Annotated in this window: 7 protein-coding genes; 5 read left to right on the forward strand and 2 right to left on the reverse strand. The window is 47.2% G+C overall.

Going from position 1 to position 19,270, the window contains the following annotated elements:
• Positions 1-46: 46 nt before the first annotated feature.
• The gene (locus OCV19_RS11675; RefSeq protein ID WP_065676668.1) at positions 47-1,042 is read right to left on the reverse strand and encodes a TRAP transporter substrate-binding protein; all 996 of its coding nucleotides are present in this window, start codon (positions 1,040-1,042) and stop codon (positions 47-49) included.
• A 346-nt stretch (positions 1,043-1,388) separates the two neighbouring features.
• On the opposite strand from OCV19_RS11675, the gene OCV19_RS11680 reads away from it, so the two are divergent.
• Positions 1,389-1,787 (forward strand): thioesterase family protein, encoded by a 399-nt coding sequence (locus tag OCV19_RS11680; RefSeq protein WP_065676667.1) that lies wholly within the window; start codon positions 1,389-1,391, stop codon positions 1,785-1,787.
• 29 nt (positions 1,788-1,816) lie between these two features.
• On the opposite strand, the gene OCV19_RS11685 is transcribed toward OCV19_RS11680, so the two are convergent.
• Entirely contained in the window at positions 1,817-2,632 is an 816-nt protein-coding gene (locus OCV19_RS11685) for a 4'-phosphopantetheinyl transferase family protein (RefSeq protein ID WP_065676666.1), read from the reverse strand.
• A gap of 527 nt (positions 2,633-3,159) precedes the next feature.
• On the opposite strand from OCV19_RS11685, the gene OCV19_RS24915 reads away from it, so the two are divergent.
• The 4 genes from OCV19_RS24915 to OCV19_RS11700 are packed head-to-tail and all read left to right on the forward strand — an operon-like array spanning position 3,160 to position 19,236.
• Complete coding sequence (locus OCV19_RS24915; protein ID WP_083784101.1) at positions 3,160-3,351, forward strand: hypothetical protein; 192 nt, start codon at positions 3,160-3,162, stop codon at positions 3,349-3,351.
• Positions 3,351-11,213 (forward strand): type I polyketide synthase, encoded by a 7,863-nt coding sequence (locus OCV19_RS11690; protein ID WP_065676665.1) that lies wholly within the window; start codon positions 3,351-3,353, stop codon positions 11,211-11,213. Before OCV19_RS24915 ends, OCV19_RS11690 begins: the two co-directional genes overlap by 1 nt.
• Positions 11,213-13,246, forward strand: a complete 2,034-nt coding sequence (locus OCV19_RS11695; protein ID WP_065676664.1) for a PfaB family protein — start codon at positions 11,213-11,215, stop codon at positions 13,244-13,246. The genes OCV19_RS11690 and OCV19_RS11695 overlap by 1 nt, the downstream gene beginning before the upstream one ends.
• Positions 13,243-19,236, forward strand: coding sequence for a hotdog fold thioesterase (locus OCV19_RS11700; protein WP_065676663.1), 5,994 nt, complete (start codon positions 13,243-13,245; stop codon positions 19,234-19,236). The genes OCV19_RS11695 and OCV19_RS11700 overlap by 4 nt, the downstream gene beginning before the upstream one ends.
• Positions 19,237-19,270: the final 34 nt, after the last annotated feature.

Raw genomic sequence — 19,270 nt, forward strand, 5'->3', positions numbered from 1 at the left:
TTGTTTTAATAAGGAGTGACGAATACTCGCCACTCCCTTAGCGGTGTTATTGGTTTGAAGCTAACGCTGCATCGATAAGGTCTGAACCGATGTCTTTTTCAAACTTCTTCCATACTGGTTGAAGTGCAGCTACCCATGCTTCACGCTGTTCAGGCGTAAGTGTACGAACCTCACCACCCGCTTCGATGATGTTGTTTTTGTTCGCTAGGTTAACTTTTGAAGATTCTGCATTACGCGTCTCAGACACTTCTTGAACGATAGTGCCAAGCTGTGTGCGTACATCTTCAGGTAGGTCTTTCCAGAAGTCGTTTGACGTTACAACTAGGTAATCCAAGATACCGTGATTGGTTTCAGTCACGCCGTCTTGTACTTCAAAGAACTTCTTACCGTAGATGTTTGACCATGTGTTCTCTTGGCCATCGATAACCTTGGTTTGCAGGCCACCGTACACTTCTTTGAAAGACATCTTCTGTGGGTTAGCGCCTAGTTGTTCAAACTGAGCCACCAATACATCCGATGCTTGAACACGGAATTTCAAACCTTTTGCATCTTCAGGGCTGATAAGAGGTTTGTTCGCCGACATCTGTTTCATGCCATTGTGCCAAAACGCAAGACCTTGCAGGCCACGACGCTTCATCGCGTTCTTCAGCTTTTCACCAGATTCTGAGTTTTGGAAACGGTCAACGGCTTCTACGTCTTCAAATAGGAAAGGAAGGTCAAAAATGCGGTATTTCTTAGTGAATTTCTCAAATTTAGACAGCGATGGCGCCGCCATTTGAACATCACCATTTAACAGGGCTTCCAGTACCTTATTATCATCGTAAAGTGTTGAGTTAGGGAAGACTTGCATACAAGCTTTGCCATTCATCTCCGTGTTTACTCGCTCTTCCAGTAAAGAAGCGGCGATGCCTTTCGGGTGCTTATCGGTATTGGTTACGTGACTGAATTTAATCACTATTTCACTAGGGTCACAGTTTGCAGCAGCATTAAAACTTGTGAGCGCCAGAGCAGATACAGACAGCAGGGTAAGAGGCTTAAACATTATTATTCTCCTTAGTAAACAAAGCAGCCCTTCAATGGGAACTGCGTGCTTTCACTAAGGCAATTAGCGCGCCACATTAACACAATTCATTAACAAGCCTTTAACCACAAGGCTTCATCAGATCTGCTTGCAGTTGTCGCTAACTCGCTACAAAAATTAATGGGTGGAAAATGACACATAGAATATTGGTAAATGGGTGGAAGCTGACCAATGTAATAGTAATGAATGAGGTCTGACCAAAAGCCACATTACCGATGATGTCTTGAAGTAATTTCGACCTATCCTGTAGAGTGCTGCACAACTTAGCCAGATTTACTGTCCCACTACTTACCAAGAGTTGATACTAATGAGTCAGATCTACCATCACCCAGTACAAATTTACTATGAAGATACCGATCACTCTGGTGTGGTTTATCACCCTAACTTTCTTAAATACTTCGAGCGGGCACGCGAACATGTCTTGGGCAGCGATAAACTGGCGGAATTGTGGAATGAGCATGGACTAGGTTTTGCAGTCTATAAAGCCAACATGACTTTTCAAGATGGGGTTGAGTTCGCTGAGATCTGCGACATCCGAACCTCTTTTGAACTCGATGGCAAATACAAAACCTTATGGCGACAAGAGGTATGGCGTAAAGATGCGACCAAACCCGCCGTGATTGGTGATATCGAGATGGTTTGCCTAGATAAAGACAAACAACTGCAGCCTGTACCCGCTGAAGTATTAAAAGCGATGCTTGGATAAACGAGCTAACTTCGTCTAACCAAGCTAGCTTAAAAGAGGTGAGACGACGAAAAGGTTCTCATCTCTATCTGCATGGGTAGCAAATTCCCGCCAAGCGTCACCGCAAACCGATACTGTTCATCCAGCCGCCCTAAGCAACACTGCCAATCTGTAGAACTATCATCTTGTTGAGCAGAATCCAAATTCAACCCAATCCCGCTATGTAGCCTGATTTCGCTATCCAAGCCTGATTTAGCATCCGATGAGCCGAGTTCCACTACTTGCTTGGTCAAATTAGAGAAATCGAACGAAAAACTTCGCAATGATGTCGCTAGCCCCTTGCCCGTCGCTTTGATGTACGACTCTTTCAACGCCCACAGATCGAAAAAGCGCTCTCTTTGTTCTTCTTTGCTGAGCTCAAGTAAATCCGTCAATTCCGTATCTGAAAAGTAGTGCTTCATGATCGAGTCGATATTGGTCGAGCTTCTGGCATGTTCGATATCGACGCCTAATTGAAGTGACTTCCCTTCTCTCTGGCAAACTGCGATTAACAAATGTTCTTTGCTATGACTGATATTGAAATTCAGGCCGGTTTCTATTTGTTGTTTCTCAATTAATCTTGGCTTCCCTTTCTCACCATATTCAAAGCGCCACGCTTCAGGCATCAAATCAGAATAGCTAGACAGCACCTTTCTTAGGTAGTTTCGAACATACAAAGCTTGAGTCTGAGATGAGGGCATTCGATAGCGTTCAACTTTGGCTATCTCGTCGGTTGTCAGTCTCTTTTTGAGCTGAGATACAATGTCTGGCTGGTCATTCAAGTTACTCAGAGAACATAGCCACAAATCAACAACGGGAGTTTTCATTTAACTCGAACTCACTTCTATAAATCACTCTTCAAAACACGATTGGAACAACCCAATCGAACAAATTTAACTCACCTATGAATTAAGTGGAACCTAGAGAATACGGGAGGGAAACCCCCTTCATATGAGGACTTAAAACTAATTTTTCAAATAATAACAAATTAAAACACAGATCACACTCCACCTTACAGAACAGGCATCTATTAAATGTTACTTACAAAAATCTGACATAGATCCCACCAAGTCAAAAAATAGAGTATAAACACTAAAAAACCACCCATACCCGTTAATTATCAATAAGTTAATTGCATTAAAAATACAAAAAACAAAAGTTCAGCAAAATCATCTGGTCTGAACAGATCATAGTGGCCTCTGGGAGCATTGTATCGACCACTCACCTCGGGTAGCCTGCTCAACCATTAAACAAATTCACACGTTTTCTTTGCGGATACCGACTTGTCGTTTAGTCAGACTTTGAACAGGATTTTAATGGACATCGCCTCAACATTTGAATGCCACCGTCGCGCATGAAACACCTCCCCTACTCTCGTAAGTCAACGCACTTCGTAAAACTAATTTCTATCTGGTTGCCGCCACTCAGCAACCTGAATTTTCAGCTGCGCTTCCCTAAGTCTGTTTCAGATTTTCTTTCTATAGCTTTAAAAGCGCAGCCTCAAAACACGACATCACTTTCTGTGATTTCTAGTGGAGACTCATAATGAGCCAACCCGAGACAAATACACCGGAATCAGTCGACGATTCTCGACTGAATAAACGCCTTAAAGATATGCCTGTCGCTATCGTTGGTATGGCGAGCATGTTTGCAAACTCTCGCTACCTGAATAAATTTTGGGATCTTATCAGCGAAAAGATCGATGCAATTACCGAAGTACCAGATACGCACTGGCGTCCAGAAGATTACTACGATTCAGATCGTACTACGCCAGACAAGTCTTACTGTAAGCGCGGCGGTTTCATCCCTGAAGTGGACTTCAATCCAATGGAGTTCGGTCTTCCGCCAAATATCCTAGAACTGACAGACACTTCACAGCTGCTTTCTCTGATCGTTGCTAAAGAAGTACTTGAAGATGCCAAGCTACCTGAAGGCTACGATCGCGATAAGATCGGTATCACGCTAGGTGTTGGTGGTGGTCAGAAGATCGCTCAAAGCCTAAATGCTCGTCTTCAATACCCTGTTTTGAAAAAAGTCTTCAAGAGCAGTGGTATCAGCGACGACGACAGCGAAATGCTGATCAAAAAATTCCAAGACCAATACATCCACTGGGAAGAGAACTCATTCCCTGGTTCATTGGGTAACGTAATTTCAGGTCGTATTGCTAACCGCTTTGACCTTGGTGGCATCAACTGCGTAGTAGATGCTGCGTGTGCGGGGTCTCTAGCCGCAATGCGTATGGCTCTAAGTGAGCTGGTTGAAGGCCGCAGTGAAATGATGATCACAGGTGGTGTGTGTACTGATAACTCACCAACCATGTACATGAGCTTCTCTAAAACTCCAGCATTCACTACTAATGAAACCATTCAACCTTTCGATATCGATTCAAAAGGGATGATGATTGGTGAAGGCATCGGCATGGTTGCTCTTAAGCGTCTTGAAGATGCAGAGCGCGATGGCGACAGAATCTATTCAGTGATTAAAGGTGTCGGTTCTTCTTCGGATGGTAAGTTCAAGAGTATTTACGCACCTCGCCCTGAAGGACAAGCAAAAGCACTCAAACGTGCTTACGATGATGCTGGTTTCGCACCGCACACGCTTGGCCTTTTAGAAGCGCACGGCACAGGTACAGCGGCAGGAGATGTTGCTGAATTTGGTGGCTTAAACTCGGTATTCAGTGAAAACAATGAAGAGAAGCAACACATTGCGTTAGGCTCTGTGAAATCTCAAATTGGTCACACCAAATCAACTGCGGGTACTGCAGGTTTAATCAAAGCTGCATTAGCACTGCACCACAAAGTACTGCCGCCAACGATCAACGTATCGGCTCCGAATCCTAAGCTGGATATCGAGAACTCACCGTTCTACCTAAACACACAAACGCGTCCTTGGATGAAACGTGTCGACGGCACCCCACGCCGTGCAGGTATCAGCTCATTCGGTTTTGGTGGCACTAACTTCCACGTTGTATTGGAAGAGTACACACCAGAGCACGCTCGCGGTGACAAATACCGTCAACGCCAAGTGCCGCAAACTCTGTTATTCAGCGCGGAATCTCGTCAAGCACTGATCAATGAGCTCAAGCAGGTTTCAACTCAAGCTGCAGACGCTGCGTTCAAACTAGAAGCGCTTGCTGATCAACACGCTCTGCGTGAAGTTAACGCGAAACATGCTCGCCTTGGTTTAGTCGTGACTGACCAAGCAGACCTTCAAGCGCAACTGACTCAAGCGGTTTCTATGCTTGAGAGCCAAACCAAAACACATTGGCAGATGCCAAACGGTACTAGCTACCGTGAGTCGGCACTGATTGCTGAAAACGGTGCGGGTAAAGTGGCAGCGCTATTTGCAGGTCAAGGGTCGCAATACCTCAACATGGGTCGCGAGCTTGCTTGTCATTACCCTGAAATGCGCCAACAGCTTGCTCAAGCGGATCAGGTATTTGGTCAACACAAGAAAACGGCTCTGTCGCAAATTCTGTTCCCAATTCCAACTTTCACACCAGAAGCAACCAAAGCCCAAGAAGCTGTGTTAACCAACACGGCCAATGCGCAGAGTGCGATTGGTACTGTGTCTATGGGTCAGTTCGACATCATGACTCAAGCAGGCTTCAAAGCAGACATGGTTGCAGGCCACAGCTTTGGTGAGCTAAGTGCACTATGTGCATCGGGTGTTATCTCGCAAGACGATTACTACCAGCTAGCTTTCGCTCGTGGCGATGCGATGGCAGCGACACCTGAACAAGGTGACAGCGGTACTATGTTTGCGGTCATCCTAGACGCAGACAAACTTCCAGCCGTTGAAAACTGTATCAGCCAATTCGAAGGCGTAAGTATTGCCAATTACAACGCTCCGACTCAACTGGTTATTGCAGGTCCAACTGCGACGGTTCAACAAGCAGCACAAGCGCTAACAGAACAAGGCTTCAAAGCAATTGCTCTGCCTGTTTCTGGCGCGTTCCACACGCCGCTTGTTGCCCACGCTCAAAAACCATTTGCTTCTGCAATTGATAAAGCTTCATTCAGCGCGCCAACGCTGCCGCTTTACTCAAACGCAACAGGCAAACTTCACAGCAAAGACGCGAAAGCGATCAAGAAAGCGTTCAAGCAACACATGCTGCAATCGGTTCGTTTCAGCGAGCAAATTGAAGCGATGTATGAAGCAGGCGCGCGCGTATTCGTTGAGTTCGGTCCTAAGAACATTCTTCAAAAGCTGGTTGAGAAAACATTGGCTGATAAGAACGAAGAACTTTACGCAATCAGCATCAACCCAAGCCCTAAAGGCGACAGTGACCAACAACTTCGCTTAGCTGCGGTTCAACTGTGTGTGGCTGGTGTTTCATTAGACAACATTGACCCTTACCAAGCTGACATTGCTGAACCTGCAAAGGCATCACCAATGAACATCAAGCTGAATGCAACCAACTACATCAGCCCTGCTACTCGTAAGAAAATGGATCAATCATTGGCTTCAGGCAACGTCACCGAGAAGACTGAGATTGTTGAAGTGAAAGTTGAAGTCGAGAAAATCGTGGAAAAAGAAGTGATCAAAACAGAAATCGTTGAAGTACCTGTGGCTGCTCCTCAAGCTTCAAATGTACAACCGTCAGTTGCTCCAGCACCAAGTGTGCAAGTAGCAACAGCAGCTCAGCAGCCTCAAATGGCGCAACCTGCACCAGCGACTATTCAGCCAGCAGCTCAAGTAACAGTTGATGAATCTTCACTGCAATCGTTCTTCAATGCTCAACAACAAGCAGTGGAAGTACATCAGCAATTCTTGGCGATTCCTCAGCAATACGGTGACACATTCAACACCCTAATGTCTGAGCAAGCGAAAATGGCAACAGCAGGCGTAGCAATTCCTGACAACCTACAGCGTTCTATGGAAATGTTCCACCAGCACCAAGCTGAAACGCTAAAAGCGCACGCTCATTACCTAGAAATGCAAGCGCACAGCAACAACTCAGCACTTAATATGCTGACGCAAGGTTCAGTACAAACGGCACAACCAACCTTCGTTGCGTCTGTAAATGCTCAGCCAGTAATTCAAGCTACTCCAACAGCTATCGTTCAAGAGCCTGTAGCTCAAGTACAAGCTGCTCCTGTACAAGCGGCGCCAGTTCAAGCTGCACCGCTTCAAAAGACAGCAGCTCAACAAGCTCCAGTCCAGAAAGCCGTTCCTGCTCCAAAAGTAGCGACTCAAGCGCCAGCGCCTGTTGCTGCTCAACCTTTGCCAATTAAAGCGCAACCAGCTCCAGTGGTTGCACCAGTAGCAGTACAATCAGCCGATGCTGAAAAAGTGATGCTAGAAGTGGTCGCTGAGAAAACGGGTTACCCAACGGAAATGCTTGGTCTAGAAATGGACATGGAAGCAGACCTTGGTATCGACTCAATCAAGCGCGTAGAGATCCTTGGTACCGTTCAAGACGAAATGCCAAACCTACCAGAGCTGAACCCTGAAGATTTAGCTGAGTGTCGTACTCTTGGTGAAATCGTTACCTACATGAACAGCAAGATGCCAGCATCAGCGCCTGTGGCAGCACAGCCAAGCGCAACTGCTCCTGTTCAAGCAGCAAATGGTCTTGATGCGAAAGTCGTTCAACAAACCATGCTAGAAGTGGTTGCTGAGAAGACAGGTTACCCAACGGAAATGCTTGATCTAGAAATGGATATGGAAGCTGACCTTGGTATCGATTCAATCAAGCGTGTTGAGATTCTTGGTACGGTTCAAGATGAACTGCCTACTCTTCCAGAGCTAAACCCTGAAGACTTGGCTGAGTGTCGTACTCTTGGCGAAATCGTTGACTACATGAACAGCAAGCTTCCAGCTTCTGCTCCCGTGTCTTCAGAAGCAGCAGTAGTTGCTCCGTCAACAGTTAGCAATGGTCTAGATGCCGCTGTCGTTCAGAAAACGATGCTAGAAGTAGTCGCAGAGAAGACGGGCTACCCGACTGAGATGCTAGATCTAGCAATGGATATGGAAGCTGACCTTGGTATCGACTCAATCAAACGTGTTGAAATCCTAGGTACAGTTCAAGACGAGCTACCGACTCTTCCAGAACTGAACCCTGAAGATCTCGCTGAGTGCCGTACTCTAGGCGAGATAGTCGAGTACATGAACAGCAAACTTCCAGCTTCTGCTCCAGTAGCGGCTCAAGTATCCGCACCAGCGCAAGCAGTATCAAACGGTTTAAACGCAGAACAAGTTCAAAGCACAATGTTGAGCGTAGTAGCGGATAAAACGGGCTACCCAACAGAGATGCTAGACCTAGCAATGGACATGGAAGCAGACCTTGGCATCGACTCAATCAAACGTGTTGAGATCCTTGGAACGGTTCAAGACCAGCTACCAACATTGCCAGAGCTGAACCCTGAAGACCTAGCGGAGTGCCGTACTCTGGGTGAAATCGTTGCTTACATGAATACTAAAGGCATGAATAGCAAGTTAGCTCCTAGTTCGGAAGCAGCGACAGTAGCTCCTGCTGCAGAAGTAGAGGCAATTGTAGAAAGCGCAAGCAATGACCTAAACCCTGCTCATGTTCAATCAACCATGATGGAAGTGGTTGCCGACAAAACAGGTTACCCAGCAGAAATGCTCGACCTAGCGATGGACATGGAAGCAGACCTTGGTATCGACTCTATCAAACGCGTTGAAATTCTAGGTACAGTTCAAGACCAACTACCAACGCTGCCAGAGCTAAACCCTGAAGACTTAGCTGAGTGTCGTACGCTTGGTGAAATCGTTACTTACATGCAAAGCAAGCTATCCGCTGCTGCACCCGTAGCGACTCCTAAAGCTGAATCAGTAACGCCTATCGCAGAAACAGCGACAGCGGAACTTCCTCCACACAATGAGGTAGCGCTAAAAAAGCTACCAGCGGCAGATAAACTCGTCGATTGTTTCTCAAAAGACGCTTGTGTCGTGATCACAGATGATGGTCACAACGCCGGTGTTCTAGCAGAAAAGTTGACCGCTAACGGCATTCAAGTTGCTGTAGTGCGTAGTGCTCTTTCTGCCGCGTCACCTTTAAACAGTGAGATCGCAAGCTACACCCTCAACAGTATCGATGATGCTGGTGTGACTGCGGTTATTAACGACATCGAAGCAGACCTTAAAACGTCGAACAAAGTGATTGCTGGCTTCATTCATTTACAAGCTATCGTTGATGCAAAACAAAGCAACGAGCAAGCGGTTAACTTGAATGCAGACTCAAGAACTTCGCTGACGACAGCGTTCTTATTCGCCAAGCACCTAAATGGTCAACTGAATGCAGTTTCTGGTCGTAGCGTGTTCTTCACACTAAGCCGTATCGATGGTGGCTTTGGTTACCTAGATACTAAGCAATTAGCGAATGCAGAACTTAACCAAGCCGCGCTGTCTGGTCTCACTAAGACACTGAGCCATGAATGGTCAAACGTGTTCTGCCGTGCATTGGATGCTGACGCTTCGATTGATGCTCGTCACCTAGCTGAAGCTATCACTGGCGAACTGTTCGATATCGATACCAACACGGTTGAAATCGGCCTTAGCCATGCAGAAAACGGTGAATCTGGTCGTGCAACATTGATTGCTGCAACACCAGGTGCTGCACAAACCAAAAACACAGGCGCTCAACTCACCAAGAGCGACAAAGTTCTCGTGACGGGTGGCGCTAAAGGCGTGACGTTTGAATGTGCACTGACGCTTGCTAAGCAATGTAAGTCTCATTTCATTCTTGCAGGTCGTAGTAAGCATATTACTTCAGCTGAGCTACCTCAGTGGGCTCAAGGCAAGCAAGAGAAAGAGCTAAAACCAGCGGCTATCGCTCACCTACAAGCAACAGGTGACAAACCAACGCCGAAGAAAGTTGATGCCTTGCTAAAACCTGTATTGAGTAGCCTTGAAATCAACGCAGCACTTACCGCTTTCAACGAGATTGGCGCGAGCGCTGAATACCTAAGCTTAGATGTTTCGAACCATGAGTCAGTAGCGAAAACACTGGCAAATTTCGACGACATTACAGGTCTTATCCACGGCGCAGGTGTACTGGCTGACAAACACATTCAAGACAAAACGCTTGATGAACTAAACATGGTTTACGGCACGAAAGTAGGCGGATTAGAAGCCGTTCTTGGTGGTCTTGATAGCAGCAAGCTAAAACTGATTGCGATGTTCTCTTCGGCAGCGGGTTTCTACGGAAACACAGGCCAAAGTGACTACTCGATGTCTAACGAGATCCTAAACAAAGCGGCTCTGCAGCTGTCTGCGCGTAACCCTCAAGCGAAAGTGATGAGCTTCAACTGGGGACCGTGGGACGGTGGCATGGTCAACGCAGCACTGAAACGTATGTTTACAGAGCGCGGTGTGTACGTGATTCCTCTTCAGGCGGGTGCAGAGCTATTTAGTTCTCAACTACTGAACGAAACTGGCATTCAACTGCTGGTTGGTACGAGCATGCAAGGTTCTGACAACAAGGAAGCTGCTGTAAAAAAGCTTAATGCGGAGTCTGTGCATCTTGCAAAGAGTCCGCTGAATACAAGCATCACTGTGACACGTCATCTTGATCCAAAGGCATTGCCTTTCATTCAAGATCACTGCATTGCCGGTAACCCTGTGTTACCGACAGTGTGTGCCATCCAATGGATGCGTGAGGTGGCAGAGCAACTGTTAGGAGTGAACGTTAGCGTTCACAATTACAAACTGCTTAAGGGTGTGATTTTTGATACTGATGAAGTGCAAGAGCTAAAACTGGTTCTTTCTTCTGATGCTAAATCAAAAGATCAGCTAAAAGCAGTGATCAGTAGCCAAGGGCGACCACAGTATCAAGCTCAGTTGCAAGTTGCCTCTGTGCAAGTGTCTGAAGATGCTCTACAAGCGTCAGAAAAGCGCTTTGAAGCCAACACGTCAGCACCTGTAACAACGGCACAAGCTCTATACAGTGACGGCACTCTGTTTCACGGACCAAGATTGCAAGGTATTACCTCAGTTGAACGCTTTGACGACTTAGGCTTATTGGCTCAATGCCAGTTGCCTCAGATTGAAAACAGCGACTGCGGATCATTTATTCCTAAGCAAGGTTTTGGCGATAGCCAACCATTTGCTGAAGATTATCTGTTGCAAGCCATGTTGGTATGGGCTCGATTGAAATACGGTGCGGCAAGCCTACCGTCAGCCATCGGTGAGTTTATTTGTTACGCACCGATGCACAATGGTGACCAAGGTTGGCTAGAGCTGAGCGTGATAAAAAGCACGGCTCGTTCGCTGCAAGCTGATATCTCGCTTTACCACCAAGATGGTCGTTTAAGCGCAGTAATGAAAGGTGCCAAAGTCACCATCAGCAAGAGCTTAAATGACGCATTTTCGCCAAAATCTAGCTCAGTAGTATCGAAGAAAGAGGCGACTAAGAACCCAGAAAAGGAGCAATTGTCATAGTGACTGTTCCTACTAATAAAGCGATGCCATTACGCATCGCTCTTTTAGCTCAGCCAGCAAATGCGGCTGAGCTTTCTGCCGACTTATTCCCCTCGTTCCCAGACATAATGCCTGTTGTGGTTGATGGCAATTTTAATCAAGCACTTACTCAAGCGATTGAGGCAGTCAATCAAGGTAATGTCGTTAAGCTTTGTTTGGATTCTCACTCACCATCATTGTTGATGCTGAGTGCGCTGAATGCAGCTCAGAATAAGATTCATCCACACGCGAATTTGGCGGGCTTTGTAGATACAGCTACCGGAAATAGCATTCAGCTAGCTCTAGAGATGTCACGCCGCCCCGCGACAGATTTAAACCATCAACAGCAATACTCTGCCCTATCTGCTTCGCAGCAGTTTGATGAATTGTTGAATATGGTGAATGCGATATCGAGCCGTTCATTACCTAACCATTACTGGTTCACTGAGCCGAACAAAGCGCGTGTTGCTGCGTTAACCTTCAGCGAAGAAAACCAGAAATCCACCAGCCTGATATTGACTCAAGCGACCGGTTTGCACGAACCAAAACCATTGCTATCCAGCGAGCGTTTGATGTTTGTGGTTTCTGGCAATGACCAAGCTGAATTAGTTTCTCAGTTAACCTCGTTAAGAGAAGAGCTTAAATGCAGTAACGAAGCGGCAGACAGCAAACTTGCTATCGCCACCTTGATGCATTCAAACCTAAGTCACTTCCAAAGCGTTCAGCACAATGTTGGCCGTGGGGCGAACATCGTGATTCAAGCCGCTTCAATTGATGCTGCAATACAAGAGATCACAGCGCTAGAAAATGCGTTGCCAAAAGTAATGGCTGACAATAGCCAATACAAAACGCCAGCGGGCAGTTGTTTCTCACCGAAGCCTCAAAGTAAAGGTGGCGTTGCATTTGTTTACCCTGGTGTTGGCACGGTTTATCCCGGTATGTTGCGCGAATTTCACCACCATTTCCCACAGTTATTTGCCCGCTTAGAGCGAGAAGGTAACTTGAAAGAGATGCTGCAGGCAGAGAAAACCTACGCTGAAGACTCGCAAGAAATGTCGCTTAGTGAATTGGCCATTGCAGGTGTAGGCAGTAGTTATCTGTTAACACAACTGCTATGTGATGAATTCAAAGTGCAGCCAGATTTCGCCTTGGGTTACTCCAAGGGTGAAGCCTCAATGTGGGCCAGCTTAAATGTTTGGAAGAACCCACATGCGCTGATCGAGATGACTCAAACTAGCCCTATTTTCACCACGGCTATTTCTGGTGAGCTCACAGCCGTACGTCAAGATTGGCAGCTGAACAGCGACGAAAGCATCCAATGGAACAGCTTTGTGGTTCGAAGTGATGCACAAGCGATTGAAGCTCTGTTACCAGAATTCCCACGCGCTTATCTCGCTATCATCCAAGGTGATACTTGCGTACTGGCAGGCTGTGAAAGCACCTGTCGTGCTCTGCTCAAGAAACTGGGTAAACGTGGCATTGCCGCGAACCGTGTTACTGCAATGCACACCACGCCAGCGTTGAGCCAGCATAGCCAAGTGCAGGAGTTTTACACTCAACCACTGTTCGACGAGTTGCCAAAGCATATCCGCTTTATCAGCGCAGCAGGTCTACCGACTGGCGCACCAATCAATATCGACAGCGATAGTATCGCCCTTTCGATTGCCGACACTTTCTGTTCGACGCTGGATTTCACCGCGTTGATCCAGAGTGCGCGTCAACAAGGTGCGCGTCTGTTTGTCGAAGTGGGTGCCGATCGTCAAACCAGCACATTGATCGACAAGATCAATCGTAGCGACAACGTAGCAGACCAATACTGCACAATCGCTTCCAATGCCAAAGGCGGTGACGATGTTGTCACGCTCATCAAATGCATTGGTCAGCTCATTACTCATCAAATTCCATTGTCTGTCGAGCCTCTTATCCAAGGGCTAGAACAACAGATCACCGCAGCTAAGCAATTAAGCGGTTTGTCTCAAGGCAGCGCAGTGAATCATCAAGGAGAGCTAGTATGAGTTCTCAATCGAACCAGTATCAGGCTCAAACTAAGAATAAGCAGCAAGTGAAGTGCAATAAGATCGCGATTGTCGGTATTGCTAACCAATACCCAGAAGCCGATACGCCAAAAGACTTTTGGCAAAACTTGCTGGATAAAAAAGATTCTCGAACCACATTAAGCGCTGAAAAATTAGGTGCTGAACCTGAAAGCTATCAGGGCGTGCAAGGTGAGTCAGACCGCTTTTACTGTGATAAAGGCGGCTACATCGAAAACTTCAATTTCGACAGCAATGGCTACCGCTTGACAGCAGAATCATTCAACGGTGTTGACCAGAGTTTCCTATGGGCTTTGGATACCAGTCGTAAGGCGTTAGTTGACGCCGGCATTGATCTGAATGCCGATGTTTTAGAGCGTACAGGCGTGATCATGGGGGCCCTTTCGTTCCCAACCACACGCTCGAACGACCTGTTTCTGCCGATGTATCACTCGGTCGTCGAAAAGGCACTACAAGCTAAATTGGCTAATGACCAGTTTTCACTGCTACCAACCAATGAAACCGCGCAAGACCTTAATCCGATCAATGGTGCTGCAGCACACAACGCCTCGAAGTTAGTGGCTGATGCGCTAGGTTTAGGCAACGTGCAACTTAGCCTAGATGCGGCATGTGCAAGCTCAGTGTATTCATTGAAGTTAGCGTGTGATTACTTGAACACGGGCAAAGCCGACATGATGTTGGCAGGCGCGGTATCAGGTGCTGACCCATTCTTTATCAACATGGGTTTCTCCATCTTCCACGCTTACCCTGACCACGGTGTTTCGGTTCCGTTTGATAGCAATAGTAAAGGTCTATTTGCTGGCGAAGGTGCCGGTGTTTTAGTCCTAAAGCGCTTAGCTGATGCAGAGCGTGATGGCGATAACATTTACGCAGTCGTCAGCGGTATTGGCTTGTCGAACGATGGCCGTGGCCAGTTCGTATTAAGCCCAAATAGCAAAGGACAAGTACAAGCCTTTGAACGCGCTTACGAGGCTTCAAACCTATCACCAGACAGCATTGAAGTGATTGAGTGTCACGCAACCGGCACACCATTAGGTGACAAGGTTGAGTTAACCTCAATGGAGCGTTTCTTTGCTGACAAATTGAATGGTTCTAACCCGCCATTGATTGGCTCTGCGAAGTCAAACCTCGGCCACTTACTGACTGCTGCGGGTATGCCGGGGATTATGAAAATGATCTTTGCGATGAAAGAAGGCGGGCTTCCTCCAAGTATTAATTTGGACAAGCCACTATCGTCGCCTGAAGGTTTATTTGGCCCACAGACTCTGCCAACGCAGGTTCAACCTTGGCCAAGTAAAGCGGGTAACTCAGAGCGCTGCGCGGGTGTTTCTGTATTTGGTTTCGGTGGTTGTAACGCTCACTTACTGCTTGAAGCGTATTCACACACGAGTCATGTAACCCAGACTTTAGAGTCGGCATCTCCAAGCCTACAACCGTCTAATTTAAGCATTACTGGCCTAGCGTCTCACTTCGGTTCTCTGCAAAGTATCAACGCGCTGAGCACTGCAATTGAAACCAACAACGATGCTTTCATTGCTTTGCCTAAGAAACGCTGGAAAGGCTTAGACCAACATCCAGAACTACTGAATCAGTTTGGTTTACACGGCATTCCAAACGGAGCGTACATCGATCAATTCGATCTCGATTTCCTACGCTTTAAAGTGCCGCCGAATGAAGATGACCGTTTGATCTCTCAGCAGTTGCTACTGATGAAAGTTGCAGACGAAGCGATCAAAGATGCCAAGCTTGTGGCTGGCCAAAAGGTTGCAGTTTTAGTTGCGATGGAAACTGAGCTTGAGATGCACCAATTCCGTGGACGCGTAAACCTGCATAGCCAACTGGCGGACAGCTTTGCCAACATGGGTATTGAGCTAACACAAGACGAATACCAATCGCTAGAAACCATTGCGATGGACAGTGTGATGGACGCAGCCAAGCTGAACCAATACACCAGTTTCATCGGCAACATCATGGCTTCGCGTATCTCTTCATTGTGGGACTTTAACGGCCCTGCCTTTACGATTTCAGCCGCTGAACAATCAGTTGCACGTTGTATCGATGTCGCGCAAAACCTGATGTCGCAAGAATCAATGGACGCCGTTGTGATTGCAGCCGTTGACCTAAGCGGTAGTGCGGAACATGTGATTCTGAAGAACAGCATGAGCCCAGTGTCACTTGCTCCAAAATTCGGACAATCGCAAGACGGCAGTTGGAATGTGGGCGAAGGCGCAGGTGCAATTGTTCTTGTGGAAGAAGGTCGAGTAGCGAGCAACCAAGATGCGGCTTACGGCAGCATCAACGCCTTGGCTTTTGGTTCAAGTGAGCATAACAACGCCGTTGTTGATGAGTTACTGACTCAAGTCGGTATGAGCTCGAACGATGTTTCTCTGCTTGAACTTAACCATGCACCAGAGTCTTCATCTCATCAGTTCTCATCACATCAGTCTTCGCCTCTCAGCCTAGGGAACACAAAGACGACTCAAGCGAGCCAGCGTGTGGGTCACTGCTCTGCAGCCTCTGGTATGGCAAGCCTGCTACACGGTCTGCTCAACCTGAACCATGAGCCACTGAATCCAAATGTCCGCTCTAAGAGCGCGATTGTTGCCAACATCAGCGAAGGACAATGTTCACAGCTACTACTAAGCCAATCGAATGCTGAATCTCAATCACTTTCCGTTCGTTTAAGCAGTGAACTGGCGAGTGATGCTAAGCGTCAATTGGTTAAGCAAGTCACTCTCGGTGGTCGCGATATCTATCAACATATTGCCCAAACCCCAGTGACCAACTTAGCAACGATTCAACAGAAAGCTTCTGGTAAACAAGCAGCAAGAGTGGCGTCGGTTCCAACGACAGCAAGCATTCAAGCAGCCCTTGCGCAAAAAGAGTTAGAGAAGAAAGCACTAACGCAGAACTCGGTAGAGCCAGTAATCGAAACTCCTACATCAGTATCCCCTACTCTGGCGCCAACTCGCCACAGTCAGCTAACAGGTAACCACAGCAATATGACTCATGTCCTATCCGCTAAAAATGGCACGTCTCAAATCAACGCTAATACGGATGCAGCATTAAAGCCGTCTGTAACACCACACAACCAAGCTTTTGCTCAAAATCAGCAAGCGGCGCAGCAAGTACACAAAGCATTCCTGCACACTCGTGCCCAAGGCATGCAGATGGCTGATGCACTGTTGAAAGCACAGTTAAACGCAATTACGTCTGGTTTAGATAGCTCAAGTTTAGAGAACAATGCCATTTCTCAACAAACGAATGGTCAGCAAACATCAGCTCAGCCTGTTCAAGCTCAACCGGCTCAGGTTCAGTCAGTGCAAGTAAACGTACTTGCGACGCCAGCACCAGTAAAACCTATCCGTAAGCCATGCATCTGGGATTACGATGATCTGGTTGAATACGCGGAAGGCGACATCGCTAACGTATTTGGTCCTGATTACGCGATCATCGATAGCTACTCGCGTCGCGTTCGCTTGCCAACCACCGATTACCTATTGGTATCTCGTGTCACTAAGCTCAACGCGACAGTCAACGAGTACAAACCAAGCACAATGACCACAGAGTACGACATCCCAGTTGATGCGCCGTACCTTGTAGATGGTCAGATCCCTTGGGCTGTTGCAGTTGAATCAGGTCAGTGCGACCTAATGCTGATCAGCTACTTAGGTATCGATTTTGAAAACAAAGGCGAGCGTGTTTATCGCCTGCTTGACTGTACGCTGACCTTCCTTGGCGACTTGCCTCGTGGTGGCGATACGCTGCGTTACGACATCTCAATCAACAGCTTTGCTCGCAATGGCGACACGCTACTGTTCTTCTTCTCGTACGAATGTTTCGTTGGCGACAAGATGATCCTTAAAATGGATAACGGTTGTGCAGGCTTCTTCACTGACGAAGAGCTAGCAGACGGCAAAGGTGTGATTCACACTGAAGATGAAATCAAGGCTCGTAAGCTGGCAACTAAGCAACGCTTCGACCCTATGTTGCATTGTCCTAAAACCCAGTTTAACCACCAAGAACTGCGCCACCTGCTGACTGCCAACATCGCAGAGTGTTTTGGCCCGACTCACCAATCTGATAGCCACCAGCCTTCTTTGTGCTTCAGCTCAGAGAAGTTCATGATGATCGAAAAGGTTAGCCGTGTTGAACCACAAGGTGGCACATGGGGGCTTGGTCTGATTGAAGGTCATAAACAACTAGAGCCTGAACACTGGTACTTCCCTTGTCACTTCAAAGATGACTCAGTAATGGCCGGCTCTTTAATGGCAGAAGGTTGTGGTCAACTGCTTCAGTTCTTCATGATGCACCTTGGCATGCACACGCTTGTTCAAAATGGTCGTTTCCAACCGCTTGAAAATGCCCCTCAACAAGTACGCTGTCGTGGTCAAGTTCTACCACAATCGGCAGAACTGACTTACCGCATGGAAGTGACTGAGATTGGTCTAAGCCCTCGCCCATACGCGAAAGCTAACATCGATATTTTACTGAACGGCAAAGTGATTGTTGATTTCCAAAACTTGGGTGTGATGATCAAAGAAGACGACGAATGTACTCGTTACCTACCTTCTTTAGAAACAGCTGTCGCGACTCCTGTTATTGAAAACTTGGGTCATACGCTAGCAGTGAACCAACAAGCTTCAGCAAATGCGCCACTTATGGCTCAAATTGAAGACCTAGAAACAGCGCCAAATAAAGGCGTGATTCCTCTTCAACACGTTGAAGCGCCGGTGACTCCAGACTACCCAAATCGCACTCCAGATACGGTTCCGTTCACGCCTTATCACATGTTCGAATTCGCGACTGGCGACATCGAGAAATGTTTCGGTCCTGATTTCTCAATCTATCGTGGAATGATCCCACCACGTACTCCGTGTGGCGATCTGCAGCTAACCACTCGTGTCGTAGAGATTGATGGCAAGCGTGGCGACTTCAAGAAGCCTTCATCGTGTATCGCAGAATACGAAGTGCCAGAAAATGCATGGTACTTTGATGAAAACAGCCACCACACCTTGATGCCTTATTCGGTATTGATGGAGATCTCACTGCAGCCAAACGGCTTTATCTCTGGCTACATGGGCACCACGCTTGGCTTCCCAGGTGAAGAACTGTTTTTCCGTAACCTAGATGGCAGCGGCAAAATGCTGCGTAACGTCGACTTGCGTGGCAAAACGATTACCAACGATTCTCGTCTGCTTTCAACGGTAATGATGGGTACTAACATCGTACAGAGCTTCAGCTTCGAACTGAGTACTGACGGCGTGCCTTTCTACCAAGGTACGGCGGTATTTGGTTACTTCAAGGGCGCAGCACTGAAAGATCAACTTGGTTTGGACAACGGTAAAGTGACTCACCCTTGGCACGTTGATAACAACCGCACTCCGGATGTAAACATCAACCTACTAGATAAAACGACGCGTTACTTCAATGCACCTGTTTCTGCTACTGGTGAAGTGCAAAAGCATTACCAATTGGCTGGCGGTCGTTTGAACTTTATCGATACCGTGCAGATCACAAGCGATGGTGGTAAAGACGGCCTTGGTTACCTATACGCTGAGCGTACGATTGACCCAAGCGATTGGTTCTTCCAATTCCACTTCCATCAAGACCCAGTAATGCCAGGTTCTCTAGGTGTCGAAGCGATCATCGAGCTGATGCAAGCCTATGCGCTAAACAAAGATCTTGGCGCTGGCTTCCGCAATCCGAAGTTCGGTCAAATCCAATCTGAAGTGAAATGGAAATACCGTGGTCAGATTAACCCTCTGAACAAACAGATGTCTCTGGATGTACATATCACTGCGGTTAAAGACGAAGACGGCAAACGCATCATCGTTGGCGACGCAAACCTGAGCAAAGATGGTCTGCGTATTTACGAAGTGAAAGACATCGCAATTTGTATCGAAGAAGCCCCTGCTACCGATAAAGCTCCAGGTATCAAGAAAGCATAAGCCGCCATTAGAGACAGAGAATTAGGAAAGAATT

It is taken from the genome of Vibrio celticus (genome assembly GCF_024347335.1).
GTDB lineage: Bacteria > Pseudomonadota > Gammaproteobacteria > Enterobacterales > Vibrionaceae > Vibrio > Vibrio celticus.

What these genes read in the sequence shown, in the direction of transcription:
- OCV19_RS11675 (WP_065676668.1), bottom strand. Translation starts at nt 1,042, where the DNA reads ATGTTTAAGCCTCTTACCCTGCTGTCTGTATCTGCTCTGGCGCTCACA.
- OCV19_RS11680 (WP_065676667.1), top strand. Translation starts at nt 1,389, where the DNA reads ATGAGTCAGATCTACCATCACCCAGTACAAATTTACTATGAAGATACC.
- OCV19_RS11685 (WP_065676666.1), bottom strand. Translation starts at nt 2,632, where the DNA reads ATGAAAACTCCCGTTGTTGATTTGTGGCTATGTTCTCTGAGTAACTTG.
- OCV19_RS24915 (WP_083784101.1), top strand. Translation starts at nt 3,160, where the DNA reads ATGAAACACCTCCCCTACTCTCGTAAGTCAACGCACTTCGTAAAACTA.
- OCV19_RS11690 (WP_065676665.1), top strand. Translation starts at nt 3,351, where the DNA reads ATGAGCCAACCCGAGACAAATACACCGGAATCAGTCGACGATTCTCGA.
- OCV19_RS11700 (WP_065676663.1), top strand. Translation starts at nt 13,243, where the DNA reads ATGAGTTCTCAATCGAACCAGTATCAGGCTCAAACTAAGAATAAGCAG.